The organism is Sphingomonas sp. LR55 (genome assembly GCF_036856015.1).
Lineage (GTDB): Bacteria > Pseudomonadota > Alphaproteobacteria > Sphingomonadales > Sphingomonadaceae > Sphingomonas.
Genome location: NZ_JASPFO010000001.1, coordinates 3,880,547 through 3,896,586, shown reverse-complemented (window position 1 = coordinate 3,896,586; position 16,040 = coordinate 3,880,547). Strand labels below are relative to the sequence as shown.

General features: G+C 64.5%; 14 protein-coding genes and 7 pseudogenes. 5 read left to right on the top strand and 16 right to left on the bottom strand.

Going from position 1 to position 16,040, the window contains the following annotated elements; translation table 11 throughout:
- Positions 1-38: 38 nt before the first annotated feature.
- Positions 39-1,191 (top strand): annotated as a pseudogene (locus QP181_RS18870) (GNAT family N-acetyltransferase).
- Between the two features lie 154 nt (positions 1,192-1,345).
- Here QP181_RS18870 and QP181_RS18865 read toward each other — a convergent pair.
- The 7 genes and pseudogenes from QP181_RS18865 to QP181_RS18835 all read right to left on the bottom strand — a co-directional run bounded on the left by QP181_RS18865 (position 1,346) and on the right by QP181_RS18835 (position 7,930).
- Positions 1,346-1,630, bottom strand: coding sequence for a hypothetical protein (locus tag QP181_RS18865; protein WP_333929471.1), 285 nt, complete (start codon positions 1,628-1,630; stop codon positions 1,346-1,348).
- 3 nt (positions 1,631-1,633) lie between these two features.
- The gene (locus QP181_RS18860; RefSeq protein WP_333929470.1) at positions 1,634-2,428 is read right to left on the bottom strand and encodes a transporter; all 795 of its coding nucleotides are present in this window, start codon (positions 2,426-2,428) and stop codon (positions 1,634-1,636) included.
- Positions 2,425-3,195, bottom strand: coding sequence for an exodeoxyribonuclease III (xth, locus tag QP181_RS18855; RefSeq protein WP_333929469.1), 771 nt, complete (start codon positions 3,193-3,195; stop codon positions 2,425-2,427). The genes QP181_RS18860 and xth overlap by 4 nt, the downstream gene beginning before the upstream one ends.
- A gap of 6 nt (positions 3,196-3,201) precedes the next feature.
- Positions 3,202-3,540: an iron-sulfur cluster insertion protein ErpA gene (gene erpA / locus QP181_RS18850; protein ID WP_056057508.1), complete on the bottom strand. Its 339-nt coding sequence runs from the start codon at positions 3,538-3,540 to the stop codon at positions 3,202-3,204.
- Positions 3,541-3,769: 229 nt separating this feature from the next.
- Positions 3,770-4,360: pseudogene (locus QP181_RS18845) on the bottom strand (M23 family metallopeptidase); the annotation flags it as partial.
- Positions 4,361-4,808: 448 nt separating this feature from the next.
- Positions 4,809-5,264, bottom strand: coding sequence for a peroxiredoxin (locus tag QP181_RS18840; RefSeq protein ID WP_333929467.1), 456 nt, complete (start codon positions 5,262-5,264; stop codon positions 4,809-4,811).
- Positions 5,254-7,930 (bottom strand): annotated as a pseudogene (locus tag QP181_RS18835) (bifunctional [glutamine synthetase] adenylyltransferase/[glutamine synthetase]-adenylyl-L-tyrosine phosphorylase). Before QP181_RS18835 ends, QP181_RS18840 begins: the two are co-directional and overlap by 11 nt.
- Before the next feature lie 73 nt (positions 7,931-8,003).
- Between QP181_RS18835 and QP181_RS18830 the strand changes: the two are divergent.
- Entirely contained in the window at positions 8,004-8,195 is a 192-nt protein-coding gene (locus QP181_RS18830) for a hypothetical protein (protein WP_443027569.1), read from the top strand.
- A gap of 178 nt (positions 8,196-8,373) precedes the next feature.
- On the opposite strand, the pseudogene QP181_RS18825 reads toward QP181_RS18830, so the two are convergent.
- Together QP181_RS18825 and QP181_RS18820 are read right to left on the bottom strand one after the other, a co-directional pair.
- Positions 8,374-9,028 (bottom strand): annotated as a pseudogene (locus QP181_RS18825) (sigma-70 family RNA polymerase sigma factor).
- Between the two features lie 398 nt (positions 9,029-9,426).
- Positions 9,427-10,229 (bottom strand): annotated as a pseudogene (locus QP181_RS18820) (response regulator).
- Between the two features lie 247 nt (positions 10,230-10,476).
- Here QP181_RS18820 and QP181_RS18815 point away from each other — a divergent pair.
- A complete protein-coding gene (locus QP181_RS18815) occupies positions 10,477-10,680 on the top strand; it encodes a NepR family anti-sigma factor (RefSeq protein WP_333929466.1) in 204 nt (67 codons plus the stop codon).
- A gap of 40 nt (positions 10,681-10,720) precedes the next feature.
- Here QP181_RS18815 and QP181_RS18810 read toward each other — a convergent pair whose 3' ends face one another.
- Positions 10,721-10,870: a hypothetical protein gene (locus tag QP181_RS18810; RefSeq protein ID WP_333929465.1), complete on the bottom strand. Its 150-nt coding sequence runs from the start codon at positions 10,868-10,870 to the stop codon at positions 10,721-10,723.
- Positions 10,871-10,901: 31 nt separating this feature from the next.
- Complete coding sequence (locus tag QP181_RS18805; RefSeq protein WP_333929464.1) at positions 10,902-11,174, bottom strand: hypothetical protein; 273 nt, start codon at positions 11,172-11,174, stop codon at positions 10,902-10,904.
- On the opposite strand from QP181_RS18805, the gene QP181_RS18800 reads away from it, so the two are divergent.
- Both QP181_RS18800 and QP181_RS18795 read left to right on the top strand, forming a co-directional pair.
- On the top strand, positions 11,146-12,327 hold the full coding sequence (locus QP181_RS18800) for a sensor histidine kinase (protein ID WP_333929463.1): 1,182 nt from the start codon (positions 11,146-11,148) through the stop codon (positions 12,325-12,327). The genes QP181_RS18805 and QP181_RS18800 overlap by 29 nt on opposite strands.
- Positions 12,328-12,648: 321 nt before the next feature.
- On the top strand, positions 12,649-12,783 hold the full coding sequence (locus QP181_RS18795) for an entericidin A/B family lipoprotein (protein WP_132738056.1): 135 nt from the start codon (positions 12,649-12,651) through the stop codon (positions 12,781-12,783).
- 77 nt (positions 12,784-12,860) lie between these two features.
- Here the strand turns inward: QP181_RS18795 and tatC are convergent, their stop codons facing one another.
- The 5 genes and pseudogenes from tatC to QP181_RS18770 form a co-directional block, all read right to left on the bottom strand.
- Entirely contained in the window at positions 12,861-13,643 is a 783-nt protein-coding gene (tatC, locus tag QP181_RS18790; protein ID WP_132738053.1) for a twin-arginine translocase subunit TatC, read from the bottom strand.
- A 43-nt stretch (positions 13,644-13,686) separates the two neighbouring features.
- Positions 13,687-14,256: a Sec-independent protein translocase protein TatB gene (gene tatB / locus QP181_RS20165; RefSeq protein ID WP_443027568.1), complete on the bottom strand. Its 570-nt coding sequence runs from the start codon at positions 14,254-14,256 to the stop codon at positions 13,687-13,689.
- A gap of 53 nt (positions 14,257-14,309) precedes the next feature.
- Entirely contained in the window at positions 14,310-14,555 is a 246-nt protein-coding gene (locus QP181_RS18780) for a Sec-independent protein translocase subunit TatA (RefSeq protein ID WP_056416986.1), read from the bottom strand.
- 28 nt (positions 14,556-14,583) lie between these two features.
- Positions 14,584-15,104 (bottom strand): annotated as a pseudogene (scpB, locus tag QP181_RS18775) (SMC-Scp complex subunit ScpB); the annotation flags it as partial.
- 90 nt (positions 15,105-15,194) lie between these two features.
- Positions 15,195-15,906: pseudogene (locus tag QP181_RS18770) on the bottom strand (segregation and condensation protein A); the annotation flags it as partial.
- Between the last annotated feature and the right edge of the window lie 134 nt (positions 15,907-16,040).

Genomic DNA, 16,040 nt, shown 5'->3' with positions numbered 1-16,040 from the left:
TGGCTAGACACGCTCGACTGCGCTTTCGGGAACGACACATGGCCAATCTTACGATCCGTCCGGTCGAGACGAAGAAAGACCGGAAAATCTTCATCGATCTTCCGTTCCGGCTTTATGCGGACGATCCCAACTGGGTGCCGCCGCTGAAGTCCGAGGCGCTAGGGCTGATCACGCCCGAGAAGAACGGCTGGTTCAGCCATGCCAAGGCGCAATTGTTCCTTGCCGAGGAAGATGGCCGCGTGGTCGGGCGCATCTCCGCGCATATCGATACGCTGGCGCTGACGATGCCGCCCGAACAGGGCTTCGGCCCCGGCGTCGGTCAGTGGGGGCTGATGGAGGCGGAGCGGCAGGACATCTTCCAGGCGCTGCTTGCGCGCGCCGAAGCGTGGCTGCGCGAACAGGGCATGACGCGCGCGATGGGACCGATCAGCATGTCGATCTGGGAGGAGCCGGGCCTCCTGATCGACGGTTACGATCATCCGCCGACGATCATGATGGGCCACGCCAAGCGTGAATATCGCGGCTGGATCGAATGGGCGCAGTATCGCCCGATCAAGCAGCTGATGACCTATGAGGTCGACGTGACGAAGCAGTTCCCGCCGATCGTCCAGCGCATCATCAAGTCGGGCGAGAAGAACGCGCGAGATCACCGTTCGCAACGTCGACAAGACCAAGTTCGAGGAGGAGGCGGCGATCATCCTCGCGATCCTCAACGATGCGTGGAAGGACAATTGGGGGTTCGTCCCGCTTACCCCGCCGGAGATCAAGGACGTCGGCGTGAAACTGAAGCCGATCGTCTTCAACGACCTGATCCGGATCGCCGAGCTGGACGGCAAGCCGGTCGCCTTCATGATCACGCTTCCCGACCTGAACGAGGCGATCAAGCCGCTCAATGGGAGCCTGCTCCCGTTCGGCTGGGCCAAGCTGTTGTGGTGGCTGCGCAAGCCCAAGGTGCGGACGGTGCGCGTGCCGTTGATGGGCGTGGTGAAGGAGTTGCAGGCGTCGCGGATGGCGAGCCAGCTGGCCTTCATGATGATTGAGTATATTCGCCGTGCGTCGGTTGCGAATTATGGTGCGAGCCGGGCCGAGATCGGCTGGATCCTCGATGACAACCAAGGAATGCGGTCGATCGCGGAGACGATCGAGAGCCGGGTGAACAAGGTGTATCAGGTGTACGAACGGACGCTGTAGGGGACTGCCCCTCACCTTCCGTCATCCTGACGAAAGTCAGGACCCATGGTACCGAACACTGCCCCGTTTGGCTCTGGGTCCTGACTTTCGTCAGGATGACGGAAGGGGTGTACGCGCTACTCCCGCTTCCCCCTGCCGAACGGCATCTTCAGCGTTACCGCGCCCCCTGCCCGACCGCACCGGGCAGTTCGGTACGAATCGCGTGGACGTTGCCCTTGCCGCCCCCGGGCAGGCGGAACGACAGCGGATCGAAGGGCGGTGGCTGGACCGGCTGGGGAAGCTTGGCGAGCCGCTGGTCGGTCGGTCGCGCGCAGACGACGATCTCAACGTAGGGATCGGTCTGTACCGGACACGGCATCGTCGCTCGCGCGACGCGCTTGCGCAGTTCCGGCGGAAGCGGCGGCCCGGCTACCGCTTGGAGCAGGAACAGGCCGGCCAACATCTAGAACCGCCGCGATATTCCGGCATACACCCGCGTATCCGGGGTGTCGTCGTTGAGCCCCGCCGCACCGAGGATGTCGAACTGGAGATCGTCGTTCGCCATCCACGCCAGCGACAGCGCGGCGAGCGCCTGCGTCGCATGCTGGTCGGGATCGTTGTCGCGCAACGCCTGCACTTCGCCGGTGAGCGTGAAGTCCTTCGCGACCTTGAACGCCAGGCCGGCGGTCGAGCTGTACGCCAGATGCCGGCCATTGCCGTCCTGATCGACCGCCGCATCGATCTCCGGTGTCAGATCGAGCGAGACCGTGTCCGACAGTTCGTAGGTCAGCGGCACGAGAAACCCCGCACCCCAGTCGCCTGCACCGATCGAAGACCGTCCGACCGGCAGTGTCACGAACGGCAGCACCGACACCGATACTCCCGAGCCATCCGGATTGAGCAGGTTCGCCTTCATTCCGAGCGACCCGCCGCCGACCCCGTTGACCGTATCGACGCCCGTCGAGTCGCGTTTTCGGTCATGCCCGAACGGCGTCCAGCCGATCCGCGCCTCGATCGTATCGCTCACGCCGACGCGGACCAGCGTGTCGCCGAACAGGATGTTGTCCTCGCGCGAACCGGGCTGATCGTCGCGCGTCCAGTCTGCGATCGACGTCTCGACCGAAATCTTACCCGGCGCGATCGTGCAGGCGGGCGTGTCGAGCCCGGGCCGCTCAGGGCAATATTCGCGGTCCTGCGCGCTGGCGCTGGTCGCGTACAGTGCCGCGAACGACAGCAGGGCGACCGATAGCGCCTTCATCGCAACCGGACCCATGTCGGTGCATGGTCGCTGGCCTTTTCACGGCCGCGATAGGCCTTGTCGACGCCGGCATCGATCATCCGGTCGGCGGCCAGCGGGCTGAGCAACAGGTGATCGATCCGGAACCCGGCATCACGCTGCCACGCGCCGGCCTGGTAATCCCAGAACGTCCAGACGCCGCCCTTGGGGAATTGCGTGCGAAGCGCGTCGGTCCAGCCCTGCGCGACGAGCGCGCGGTAATGCTCGCGGCTTTCGGGTTGCATCAGCGCATCGTCCTGCATCGCGCGGACGGAGAAGGTGTCGTCGTCATTGGCGATGACGTTGTAATCGCCTGCGAGGATCGCTGGCTTTTCTTCAGCCAAGATTACGCGTGCGCGGTCGGCGAGGCGGTCCATCCAGCGGAGTTTGTAGTCGAATTTGGGCCCCGGTTGCGGGTTGCCGTTGGGGAGATACAACGCAGCGACGATCAAGCCATCGATTTCCGCTTCGATATAGCGGCTGTGGTCGTCCTCGGGTTCGCCGTCGAGGCCGCGCTGGCGGACCACCGGCGTGCCGCTTTTCGCGAGGATCGCGACGCCGTTCCAGGCCTTCTGGCCGTGCCACACCGCGCCGTAGCCGACCGCTTCGATATCGGCGATCGGGAAAGTGTCGTCGCTCGACTTGAGTTCCTGAAGGCAGACGATGTCGGGCTGCGCCTCGACGAGATACTCTATCAACCGCGGCAACCGCGCCTTGATGCCGTTGACGTTGTACGTGACGATTTTCATGAACCGTCAGACCGAAAAGCTGGAGCCGCAGCCGCAACCCGAGGCGGCGTTGGGGTTCTCGACCTTGAACGCGGCGCCGGCGAGCGACTCGACGTAATCGACCGCGCAGCCGCGGACGAGATCGATGCTGACGCTGTCGACGACGAGCTTCACGCCGTCATGTTCGGCGATTACGTCGTCGGACTCGACCGAGTCGGCGAACCCGAACTTGTACTGGAACCCGGAACAGCCGCCGCCGTCGACCGAAAGTCGCAGGATCGCCGGCTTCCCCTGTTTGACGGCGATCGCCGCGACGCGCGCTGCTGCGGAGGGGGTGAGGATGATGTCTTGAACCAGCGTTGCCATGTCTGGGAGATAGGAGGTTGCGCTATCCGCGGCAACCTTGACGGCGACGGCACGCGTGAGGCCTGTCGAAGTTCCGCAGCCTTCGCCTCGTCCGTCATCCCAGCGAAAGCTGGGATCTCATGCTGATGGTCCGTCCCCGTGGAGGGATATCCCAGCTTTCGCTGGGATGACGGGTGGTGCGGGGTGACGGGGGTGTGCCCTACGATTAGCGGCTACGCCTGCGTCAACATTAGTCCTGTGCGGCAGGGCCACCCGTCGAAACTGGGATCGCGTTGACCGAGCGGTCCTGGGCGGCGAGCAGGTAATCAGCGGTGGTCAGGAACGGGATCGGGTTGACCGCGTGGCCGTCGATACGGACTTCATAGTGAAGATGCGGCCCAGTCGAGCGGCCGGTCGAGCCCATCAGCGCAATCAGCTGGCCGCGGGTGACGCGGGCGTTGTCGGCGACGAGGATCTTCGAGAGATGACCGTAGCGCGTCGCGATGCCCTTGCCGTGGCTGATCTCGACCATGTTGCCATAGCCGCCCTGGCGACCGGCGTGCGCGATGATGCCGTCGGCGGTGGCGTAGATCGGCGTGCCGACCGGGCCGGGAATGTCGACGCCGGCATGCATCGCCGCAGTGCCGCGGAACGGATCGGAGCGGATGCCGAAATTGCTGGTGAACGAGAGCGAGTGGACCGGCTGGACCGACGGGATCGCGATCACGCCCTGCTGAGTCGCATCGAGCTTTTTCCAGGTCTGGAACAGCGTGCGGAACTGCGCGTCGGCGCGGAGATCGGCGGTGGCTTCCTCGGTGTTGGCGGCGATCATCGGACCGCCGGTGCCTGCAATGTGGTGCAGCTTCGCGCCGTTGGCCGAATTGGCGACCTGGGCCTGGGCGGTAACGCCGAAGCCGGATAGCGCGATCATTGCGGCAGCACCGGCGACACGGCGGAAAACGGATGATGTGGCGGTCACGGACGCGATTTTGAAGCGCGTCACGATGGCTGCTGCGGTAAATTCGACCATTGGTCCCCGACACAAAAATGCAGGGCCGTTCGCATGAAAGCGCACGGCACCGAAACTCTGTCCTGACTCGCAGCCCCTCCGCGCCCCAGACAATGCGAGTTAGGCCAAATACGGCCGTTCCGGGCAAGGGCGCGCGGGCGTTCTAGCGGCGGGGCGGCAGGTTGATGCGGCGAGTTGATGCGGATCAGGCCACTTAGCCGGGAACGATGCCGCAAGGCGCCGGAATATCTGCGAATCCCGGGGCCTTACGGAAACGTCTTCAGAGCGCCTTTGCGGCGGCCAGCACGGCGTCGGCATGGCCCGGAACGCGGACCTTGTGCCACACCTTGGCGAGCGTACCGTCGGCGCCGAACAGGAACGTCGCGCGCTCGATCCCCATGTATTTCTTGCCGTACATCGCCTTCTCGACCCAGACGCCGAACGCTTCGCAGGCGACGCCGTCGACATCGCTACCGAGTTGCACGGTAAGCGCATGCTTGGCGGTGAATTTCGCGTGCGAGGCGGGCGTGTCCTTCGAGATGCCGACGACCTTTACGCCAGCAGTCTGGAACGCGTCGGCGAGCGCGGAAAAGTCCTTCGCCTCGGTGGTGCAGCCCGAGGTGTCGTCCTTCGGGTAGAAGTACACCACAAGCGGCGTGCCGAGGCTCGCCAGCGACACGGCTGCTTCGTCAATCGTGACCGTCACGTCGGGGATCTTTGCGCCTTCATCCATCATGCTCTCCCGTCACTTGTGTCCAGAACCGGCGAACCTCCTGCCGCGTCGATTCGAGCGTGGCAACCACCGCCGGCCAGTCCGCGACGCCGATCGCACGCGCGATCAGTTCTTCCGTCGCGTGACCCGGCGGCGCAGCATCGGGCGCGACGAGGCGGAGCGTGACCAGCAGCCGGGTCAGCACGTCATCCGCAGCAAGCAACGTCGGCGGGACAAGGCCTTTAGTCGTAAGTCGATCGATCGCGGTGCCCAGATTGGGATCAAAGCCGGCGCGGTTGACCAGCTGGACGACGTGCACCGCGAATTCCAGATCGACGAGGCCGCCCGGGAGAAGCTTGGCGTCGAGCGGTCCCTTGGGCGGCTTGTGCGCCGCCATGTCGGCGCGCATCGATTTGGCCTCCGCGACGACATCGCGGGTCGGGCGATCGCCTTCGAGCACCCCGCGCACGATCTCCGCGACCGCGGCGCGCGCGTCCGGCGAGCCGAACACGGGGCGGGCCCGGGTGAGCGCCATATGCTCCCACGTCCACGCATCCTCGCGCTGGTAGCGGGCGAAGCTGTCGAGGGTGACGACCAGCGGCCCCTGCCCGCCCGACGGCCGCAACCGCGTGTCGATCTGGTAGAGCGGACCGGCGGCGGTCGCGACCGACAGCGCCGCGGTCACACGCTGGGCGAGCCGGTTGTAATACAGCGTTGCGCCAAGCGGTTTCGGCCCGTCGGACTCGGCCGTGAAGTCGCCGGTGAACAGATAGATCAGGTCGAGATCGGACGCGTGCGTAAGCATCGCCCCGCCCATCCGGCCGAGCGCGAGGATGACGAGTTCGCTGCCCGGCACCGCCCCGTGCGTCTTGGCGAACTCCTCGATCGTCGCGCGCGCCAGCACGCCGATCGCCGCCTCCGCCACCCGCGCATAGCCGGCGGCGACGTGCAGCGGATCGGACGCGCCCGCGACGATCTGCGCCCCGAGCGCAAACCGCAATTCGCCGACCACCCGGCGGACATGATCGAGCCGGGCCTGGTAATCGCCCCCGGCCTCGCCTGCGCGCATCGCCGCCTCCAGCGCCGCGATATCGCCGACCGGCTCGAATGCGGTCGCGTCGATCAGCCCGTCGAGCAGGTTGGGTCGTCGCCCGAGATCGTCGGCGAGCGTCGGCGCGTGGCTGAGGATCGCGGCAAGCAACGTCGCCAACCCCGGCCGCGCCTCCAGCAGGCGGAAGATGTTGATAGCGCTCGGCAGGCGTTCGAGTAGCGCATCGAGCCTGAGCAACGCCGCCTGCGGCACCGGCGCGGTCGCAAACGCGGTGACGAGAGTCGGCAGCACCGCTTCCAGCGCCTCGCGCGCGGCCGGGCTGCGCAGCGCGGGATAGGCCCCGCCCCGCCACGCCTCGATCCGACGACGCGCAGGCTGGGGCTCGTCGAACCCGGCGTCCGCGAGATCCGCCTCCAGCGTTACCGAGTCATGCGAGAAGGCGGGACGCACCGTGTCGTCGAGCGCATCGTAGATCCGCCCGGTCGCCGCCACCCGCGGCGCGAGCAACGCCAGCAGCGCCCCCGCATCCTCCAACCCGTGCAGCTTGGCGACGCGGTCGAGCGCTTCCCCGGTCGGCAGCGCATGAGTCTGGCGATCGTCGATCATCTGTACGCGGTGCTCGATCGTCCGGAGCAGCGTGTAGCCATCGATCAATGCCTGCGACTCGTCGGTGCCGATCCAGCCCGCCTCGGCCAGCCGCGCGAGCGCATCGCGAGTCGCGGGCGCACGGACGCTCCGATCGCGCCCGCCATGGATCAGCTGGTGGATCTGCGCGAAGAACTCCGCCTCGCGTATCCCGCCGCGCCCGCGCTTCAGGTCATAGCCCGCACCGAACGCCTGCCCCTGCGAATGGTGATCGCGGATCCGCGCCGAAATGCCGCGGATCTCGCCGATCGCGCCGAAATCGAGCGCACGCCGCCAGACGAACGGCCGAATCGCGTCGAGAAACCCCTGCCCCAGAGCGATGTCGCCGGCCGCCGCACGCGCGGATGAACGCGGCGCGCTCCCACGGCAGCGCCTGCGCCTCGTAATAGCCGATCGCCGCCTCCACCGGCAGGACGATCGGCGTGATCTCGGGCGACGGCCGCAACCGCAGGTCGACGCGCAGGACATAACCATCGCCGTCACGTGCCTGGAGCAGTTCGACGACGCGCTTGCCGATCCGCACCGCCGCCTGCTCAGGCTCCTCGCGCGGCTTCCGTGGCAGCGTCGCGGGGTCGAACAGCAGGATCGGATCGATGTCCGACGAATAATTGAGTTCGCCGCTACCCTGCTTTCCGAGCGCGATCGCGGTAAAGCCGAGCGGCTCGGCGCCGGGCGTCCGCTCCTCGATCGCGGCACGGATCGCGGTGTCGAGTGCATAGTCGGCAAAGCGGGTCAGCGCCCCTGTCACCGCGGTGAGGTCGAGCACGCCCGCCAGATCGCCGACGGCGACGTTGAGCGCCATCGCGCGCCGTTCGAGCCTCAACCGTTTCGCGACCGGCATATCGGGCTTGGCGCTCGAAAAACCCAGATCAAGACGTCCCGCCGCGAGCGACCGCGCGATGACCGGTTCACGGTCGAGGATCATTGCTAGAAATGGCGACCACAAGCGGGCGCGATCAACCGCATTATCTAACTTATGTTCAGTATTCGGCATGACCACCCCGCAATACTCAATAATAAAAGTATCGCTTGACAAACGAAAGCAACGAATTTCGCGATCGCACGTTGTGCGCGGTATGATGTATTCTTTTCTAACGATCAAACGTGAAACCGATGGCCAACAGATCGTGCGGCGCCCCCGCGTCACCGACGCGGTCGGCGATGTGCTGCGCAATGCCTTTGGTGAACAGGATGGTTTACCCGCCGATATGGCGCGGCTTTTGCGCCAACTGGATGGAACGGGTCAGAGCTTCCACTGATCGGGAAGCCACCCGGGCGGCACCAGCTTAGTCAGGCCATGATTTGGGCACGCCTGTCCGAAGCGGTCCAGCATCGCCGACCAATTCCGGCGTCCACGGCACCGCGTAACTTTCAGACAGTGAACTGCGGCACCGACCATCCCGGAACATCTCCGGAGTGAGGGCTATGCATCTCCGTTTATCGACCGCGACTCAGATGTTCGACGTCACCCATGATCGAGATCGAGCGCCGTCTTGCTGGTGTCCGTCTCATGATCGCGGCGTGATGGCAGCGAGCCGTCGGTCAGGATCGTCTCCAACGCGACGCGACCGCGCGCGACGCGGCTCTTGATCGTGCCGACCGCGACGTTGCAGATTTCCGCGGCCTCTTCGTATGCGAAACCACCTGCACCGACGAGGATCAGCGCCTCGCGCTGCGGCTGCGGGAGATGCATCAGTGCACGCTGCATGTCGCCGAGTTCGACGTGGCGATCCTGGCTCGCCGGCGCGGCGAGGATACGGTCGGCGACCAGATCGTCCCACTCGCCCTTGAAGCGCGCGCGGCGCATCTGCGACAGATACAGATTGCGCAGGATGATGAAGGTCCAGGCGCGCATATTGGTGCCAGCCTGGAACCGCAGACGTGCGGCCCAAGCCTTGAGCAGCGTCTCCTGAACCAGATCGTCCGCGAGATCGCGGCTTCCGGATAGCGAGCGTCCGAACGCACGCAGATGAGGGATCACCTGCGCAAGCTGAACCTTGAACTCGGCGTCGGACAAAGAGACATGCTCCACCGGCGCGACGACTTCGTCGATATCGTCCTCATCGTCGGTATGTGGAGCAGGCTGAACCATGAAAATCCTGTCAGTATCGATCGTTAGCTTACGAGCGCGTCGTCGGACGTGCTGCTTCAAGCGTAGCAGGTTGCAGGCAAACATAGGCGTTCACACCGGCAATGCCAGCCATGTACGCCTAACTTATGTCAGCGAATAACGAGGAAGCCAAATATCGCTATGACGAGCACCAGGGATATGACGAGGATATACCGGGTCATATGCGGGGTGGAGCCTGCGCGGGCATCTTCGGTGGCAATATGAATGGGTTCGTTCGGATCAGCCATGTCGAGTAAACCCCCGAAAACCGTTTTGGGTCCGCAACCATTTACGGAAGCGAACCCAAGATGCATCGACACGGACACGCGATCAAGCGGTTGGAAAAACTGACCGCTAACGCCGCATGTCAGCCGGCGATCTTACGCGACAGGAACGGTCGCCTGATCGAAGAACAGCGCCTGGCTGATCGCCGCCTTCACCGTGGAGCGCTGGAACGGCTTGGTGATCAGGAACGTCGGCTCGGGACGCTCGCCGGTCAGCAGACGCTCGGGGAATGCGGTGATGAAGATCACCGGAACCTCGAACTCGGCAAGGATATCCTTGACGGCGTCTATGCCCGAACTGTCGTCGGCAAGCTGAATGTCGGCCAGTACGAGGCCCGGCCGCGTTTCCATCGCCAGCGCGACCGCTTCGTCGCGGGTAACGGCAACACCGGTCACGTCATGGCCGAGATCCCGAACGATCGTCTCGATATCCATCGCGATGATCGGCTCGTCCTCGATGATGAGGACCTTGGCCCGCGTCTGGCTCTCGATCTCGGAAAGTGCTTCGGCGACGAGATCGTCGACTTCGCTCGAATCGACCTCGATCAAATAGGCCGCGTCCTCTGGCGTGAAGCCTTCCATCGCGGTCAGCAGCAGGGCCTGACGCGACAGTGGCGTCATACGAGCGAGACGCGCACGGGCGACTGCCTCATGACCGCCGCCGTCCGATACCGTTTCATCGGCAACCTCGTCGAAATTGGCCGAATTCCAGATTACCTGGAACATCCGATACAGGCCCAGGCGAGGATCGACGTCCCGCGGAAACTCTTCGGGTGCGGCGACGATCGCCTCGAGCGTAGCGCGCACATATTTGTCGCCGTGCATCTGACTGCCGGTCAGGGCCCGGCCGTAGCGCCGCAAAAGGGAAGGTGCGGTGCGAGTTGCTGTCCAAGCGACATGGGTAACGAATACTCCCTGATCCTACGCGGCCCCTCATGTGTCGGGTGCCTCGTATCATTGCAATGGCGATAGCCGAAAAAGCATCCTTTGATCCAAAAGGCACATAGGGCTGGACCAGAGGTTCGATTTTCGCTTGAACAGGGAACTAACGAGACAGTATTTGGTTTCACCTCCATCGTAGGCGACTCCGCAACCCGCTCGACATCCGTCGTGGCGGGTTTGGATATCGCCCTTTTGTGACATGGTATGCCAGATGATCAGGTTCGCGTCGTGCAGGGGGAAGTTTTGAGTTTGGGCCACGACACGCAGAATACAGTGCCTGCTACCACCTCCACAAAGGGGCCGGACAAGGATCAGCGAATGGGGTCGGCCCTTCGTTCGGTTTATCAAAAAACCGTCGATGAGGCGATTCCGGAGGATCTGCTGGACCTTCTCGGCAAGCTAGACTGAGCGCGGGCCGCATGGCCTCGCCGCAAAATTCCATCCCAGCTCAGTCCGCCGTCGCCGCCATTGCCACCGAGCATGTCGACCAGACCGACGGCCGACGCGAAACCCGGCTGATTTCGGCGATGGGACGGCTGCCCACGGGCGCCAAGCTGTTCTTGATCCTGAGCGCGGCATTGTTGCCGTTGGCGCTCATAGCCGTTTTCGCAACCTTCCAGACGACCCGCCTAGCCGATACCGAGGCACGGGCGCGCCTGCGCGTGACCGCGAACGAAAGCGCGCGGGCGATCGCGATCGAGTTGGTCGGCGACATGACCGCGTTGCGGGTCGCGGTGAACGCGCTCGGTAACGATCCCGCCGACGCGCCGAGTTGCGCGCGCCCAAGGCGTATTCGCCCAGCAATCCTCCGCCGGTACACGGTTCGTCATCACCGACCGCGCCGGCACCGTATTATGCGGCACACCGATCCCGATGCCTGCGGCACTCCGCCAGACCGACATGCCGATCACCGCGGATATCATCCCCAACCGTGGGCTGGTGCTGGCGATCTCCGGGCCCGGTGGCGATACGTTCGCCCGCGCCTATTTCCCGCAGCCGTTCCTGCAAAAGATCGGCCGCCCATCCAGCCGCGCACTCACCTTCAGCAGCGCGCTGGTGCTCGACGAAGATGCCTTGACGCTCGAGACCATCCCTGACGAACGCCCGCTCGATCGGATGGAGACGATGCGGACCGATCTGGGCGTTGCCGGGATCGCCCTGCGTACCAGCATTCGGAGTGCGCCGGTCACCTCGTCGCTGGTTGTGGCGATGCTGCTTCCGTTGCTGATGTGGCTTGCAGCAGCAAGCATCGCATGGTTCGTCGTCGACCGTCTGTTGATCCGACCACTCCGCCGCCTGCGGGGTGCAGTCGCCGCGTTTACACCGGGTGAAACCCTCGACCTGGGCGAAGTCCGGACATTGCCGGCACAGGAAATCCGTGAACTTGGCGACACCTTCCAGGCGATCAGCCAGACGGTGGCCCTTCACGAGGCCGGGCTCGCGGAGGGGCTCGTCCGCCAGACCAAATTGACGCGCGAAGTGCATCACCGGGTCAAGAACAACCTACAGGTCATTTCCAGCCTCATCAATTTCCATGCGCGGAGCGCGCCGAGCGAGGATGCGACGGTGGCCTATGCGTCGATCCAGCGCCGCGTCGATGCGCTCGCCGTGGTCCACCGTAATCATTTTGCCGAACTCGAAGAGAATCGCGGCCTCAACCTGCGGACGATGATCGGCGAACTGTCGGCTAACATTCGTGCGACCGCGTCCGAACGATCGCATGGATTGGGGATCACGCTGGATATCGATCCATACCTGGTCAATCAGGACGTCGCCGTGGCGATTGCGTTCCTCGCGACCGAAACGATCGAGCTGGCGATATCCTGTGATCCCGCCGCGCAGATTCGGATCGTCGTCAAGCCTGCCGACGCGCCCGAACGCGCGCTGTTGCGCGTCGTCTCGCGCGCCCTCGTGGAGAGCGATGCGTTTCGCGAGGCCGTCGTGCGCTATGGCCGCGTCATGGAAGGCCTGTCGCGGCAGTTGCGCTCGCCCTTGCACCACGACCCGCTGGTCGGCGCCTACGAGATCGCGTTCACGGTCAAGGGACGCGACTGATCGGCAGCAAGTCGCCTACGGTTAATACTTGTTAGCCCTAGTTTTTTTCGGATAATCGTCGCGCGACGGGAACATCTTGGAGCGGTCGCCGTTCAACATTTCGGACAGCGACTTTATGCCCCCCGCTCTCGCTGTCCAAGTCATAGGCCCGGATGCATCACCCTCCCCCCGGTGATGCATCCGGGCCTTTATCGTCTGGTGCGCGATGCCCGTGCGCAAGCCGCTGAATCCGCGCAAATAGTGTCCGGTCGATCGGAACGAACCGCGATCCCGAACATTTCACCCCCGGTGGCATTCGTGCCTTTTCTTGGAGGAAGTTTCATGCGTAAGTTGGTTGGATTGGTTGTCGTCGCAGGCGCGCTTATGGTTTCGGCATGCAACACCGTTGAGGGTGCAGGCAAGGACGTGGCATCGGCGGGCAAGACCGTCGCGAAGACCGCAGACAGCGCCAAGTAAGCCTCGCGCTTTTGATACGGAACGGGGTCCGGTGCACATGCACCGGACCCCGTTTTCGTATCGGTCCTTGGTAGCCTTCAGCTTTCGACGATATCAGTGGACTCGCCCTCGACCGCCTTGGCCTTTGCCCGGCTACGCTCGGTGAACCAGATGCCGATCAACGCGAGTTCGTACAGAATGACCAGCGGGATCGCCAGCAACAGCTGCGACCCGATATCCGGCGGCGTCAGCACCGCTGCGATCGCAAAGGCCGCAACGATCGCGTAGCGCCGCGCACCGATCAGCTGCTTACGCGTGACGATCCCTGCCCGCTCCAGCAGCATCAGCAGCACCGGCAGCAGGAACGAGATCCCGAAGCCGAACAGAAACTGCATCGTGAACGACAGGTAGTTGCCGATCGCCGGCAGCGCCTCGCGGTGAATCCCGCCGACCATTCCGTCGAACCCGAGCAGGAAGTGCAGCGCCATCGGAATGGCGATATAATAGGCCATCGCCGCGCCGGTCAGAAACAGCACCGGAGTCGCGAGGATAAACGGCAGCAGCGCGCGCTTCTCCTTTTTGTACAGGCCGGGCGCGACGAACTGCCAGAGCTGGTTCGCGATCACCGGGAACGACAGCATCATCGCCGCAAAGAATGCCACCTTGATCTGGACGAAGAATGCCTCGAAGATCTCGGTATAGATCACCTTGTTCTGCCCCGCCGCGAGCAGCGGATGGACTAGGAAGCCGAAGATATCCTCGGCAAAATACATCGCGATCCCGAACGTCACGACCAGCGCGGCGATGCAGTACAGCAACCGCCGCCGCAGCTCGATCAGATGGTCGAGCAACGGCGCCCGGCTTGCGTCGATCTCGCTCATGCTATGCTTTCGGCGTTTGGGGAGGCGTTCACGACCATGACGCTCACGATGACGCTATGTCGGACTTGCCGGTCTTGTCGTCGGGATGGACCACGGTCGAGACCGGGCTATCCAGAGCATCCTTACCACGATCCGCGAGCGGCTTACCGTCAGGGTCGGTCGGGACCGCAGCCGTGTCGGACGAGGTCGCTGTAGACGACGACGCGGCGGGGAGAGCGCCGTCGAACGGAGCGGCAGCCACTACCGGCTTCTCGACCATCACCGGCTCGTTCGTATGATCGTCCGCATCGTCGATAGACCGGTAATCGCGCCGGTGCTCGTCCGTTTCCGGCGAATGCACGACCTGTGCGGTATCCGCCGCTGCGTCCGCACCCGTCTGCGGATGCTCGCGCATGATGCGTTCGTTTTCCGACGCCCAGCGCTTTTCCATCTCTTCGAGTTCGGCCTCGCGAACCATCGAATCGAAGCCCGAGCGAAATTGCCGCGCGACGCCGCGCGCCTTGCCGACCCAATAGCCGACCACGCGCATCGCCTTGGGGAGGTCCTTCGGACCGATCACGACGAGCGCGACGAATGCCACGAGCAGGAACTCGGAGGGCGCGATATCGAACATTCAGCCGCGCCTATCTAGGGTCTTCAACTCTGCCAACTTCAAGCATGCTTGCTTCAGGCAGGACGGTCGTCGCGGACGCGATTGCCATCGCGATCGAACGCGGGATCGGCAGACTTCTGCGCTTCGATCCGCGCCGACGGCTTGGCCGGCGTCTCGTCGTCGTTCTCCGACATGCCCTTCTTGAAGTTCTTCACGCCCTTGGCGACATCGCCCATCAGGTTCGAGAAGCGACCGCCCCCGAGAAGGAGGATCGCGACGACCGCGAGGACGAGCAAGTGAATCGGGCTAAAACCGCCCATGGCCATTCTCCTGAAAACTGGACCCTATCTAAGGCTCATCCCGTCTCAATGCCAGAGATTGCGCCATCCCCCCGCCATCTTCATTATCGTCGAGCCGATCAAAGGCGAGATCGACCGGATCGAGCAGCCCCGCAGCGCGCAGATCGTCGATCCCCGGCAGGTCGCGGCGGCTCGCCAGCCCGAAATGGACGAGAAACTCAGGGCTGGTCACGAACGTAAGCGGCCGCCCCGGCACCTCGCGCCGCCCCGCCGGTTTCACCCAGCCCGCCTCCATCAGTACGTCGAGCGTCCCCTTTGAGATCTGCACCCCGCGAGATCGCTTCGATTTCCGCGCGTGACGGGCTCGTGATAGGCGATGATCGCCAGCGTCTCGATGCCGGCGCGACTGAGTTTGCGCGGCTCCTCGCGGTCGCGGCGCAGCATGTGCGCCATGTCCGGTGCGGTCTGGAACTGCCAGCGCTCGCCGCGCCGGACGATATGGATACCGCGCCCGGCATAATCGGCCGTCAGCCGGTCCAGCGCCGCGCGGACATCGCCCGCCCCGACATGCGCGCGGATCGAGTCGATCGTCAGCGGGCTCTCGGCCGCGAACAGCACCGCCTCCACCGCGCGCACGAAGTCGTCCGGCGGCGTCACGCGCGCCCTGAGATAGAGCGGCGCGAACGGCGAGGCCTGGCGCAGGTCGATCTTCCCCTGTCGCGCGAGTTCGAGTGCCGCGACGAAGCTCGATGCGAGCGCCGAGCGCCGCAACCGTTCGCCTGCTTCGGGCAGGAAGCTCTCTATCACGCTCCAGTCGATCCGTTCGCCGACCAGCATCGACACGCGCTCCAGCGCCGCCTCCAGCGTCATCACCTCGCGGTCTGCGACTACGTGCATCACCGGCCGCGTCCGCGCGGAAATCCGACCGTAAGCGGCGATCAGGTCGAAGATTTCTGCCTGCCACGCCGCCTTCCGCACAGTCCGCAGCCCTTCGGGTGCCCCACGCAGGAAGACGTCGCGCCCGGTCCGATCGCGCGCCATCAGCCGGGCGCCGGCCTCGCGCATCGCACTCAGCCGCTCGAGCCGGAGTTGCAGCCGCAGCGCGAGTTCTTCCGGGTCCGGCTCGGCGAGCGGGTCACGCGGCAACAGCAACGCTGATTTCAGATAGGCCAGCCACGCCGCCATCACGAGATAGTCCGCCGCCAGTTCCAGCTTCAGCGCGCGCGGAGTCGACATAGGCGAGATACTGCTCGACCAGCGCGAGGATCGAAATCTTCCGCAGATCGACCTTCTGCCCGCGCGCGAGCGATAGCAACAGATCGAGCGGCCCCTCCCACCCATCGAGATCCAGCGTCAGTTGGGCGTCGTCCATTGGCGCACGCTACATCATGCAAGAAAACAGCGCATCCCGGGGTGTTGCGGTAGCTTGGCGCGAGAACGCGCTGGCGATGGGGACCGCTGGCGCGCGGATGGAGTGACGTGGCTCTGGCTCGTGGGGCGGGTCAC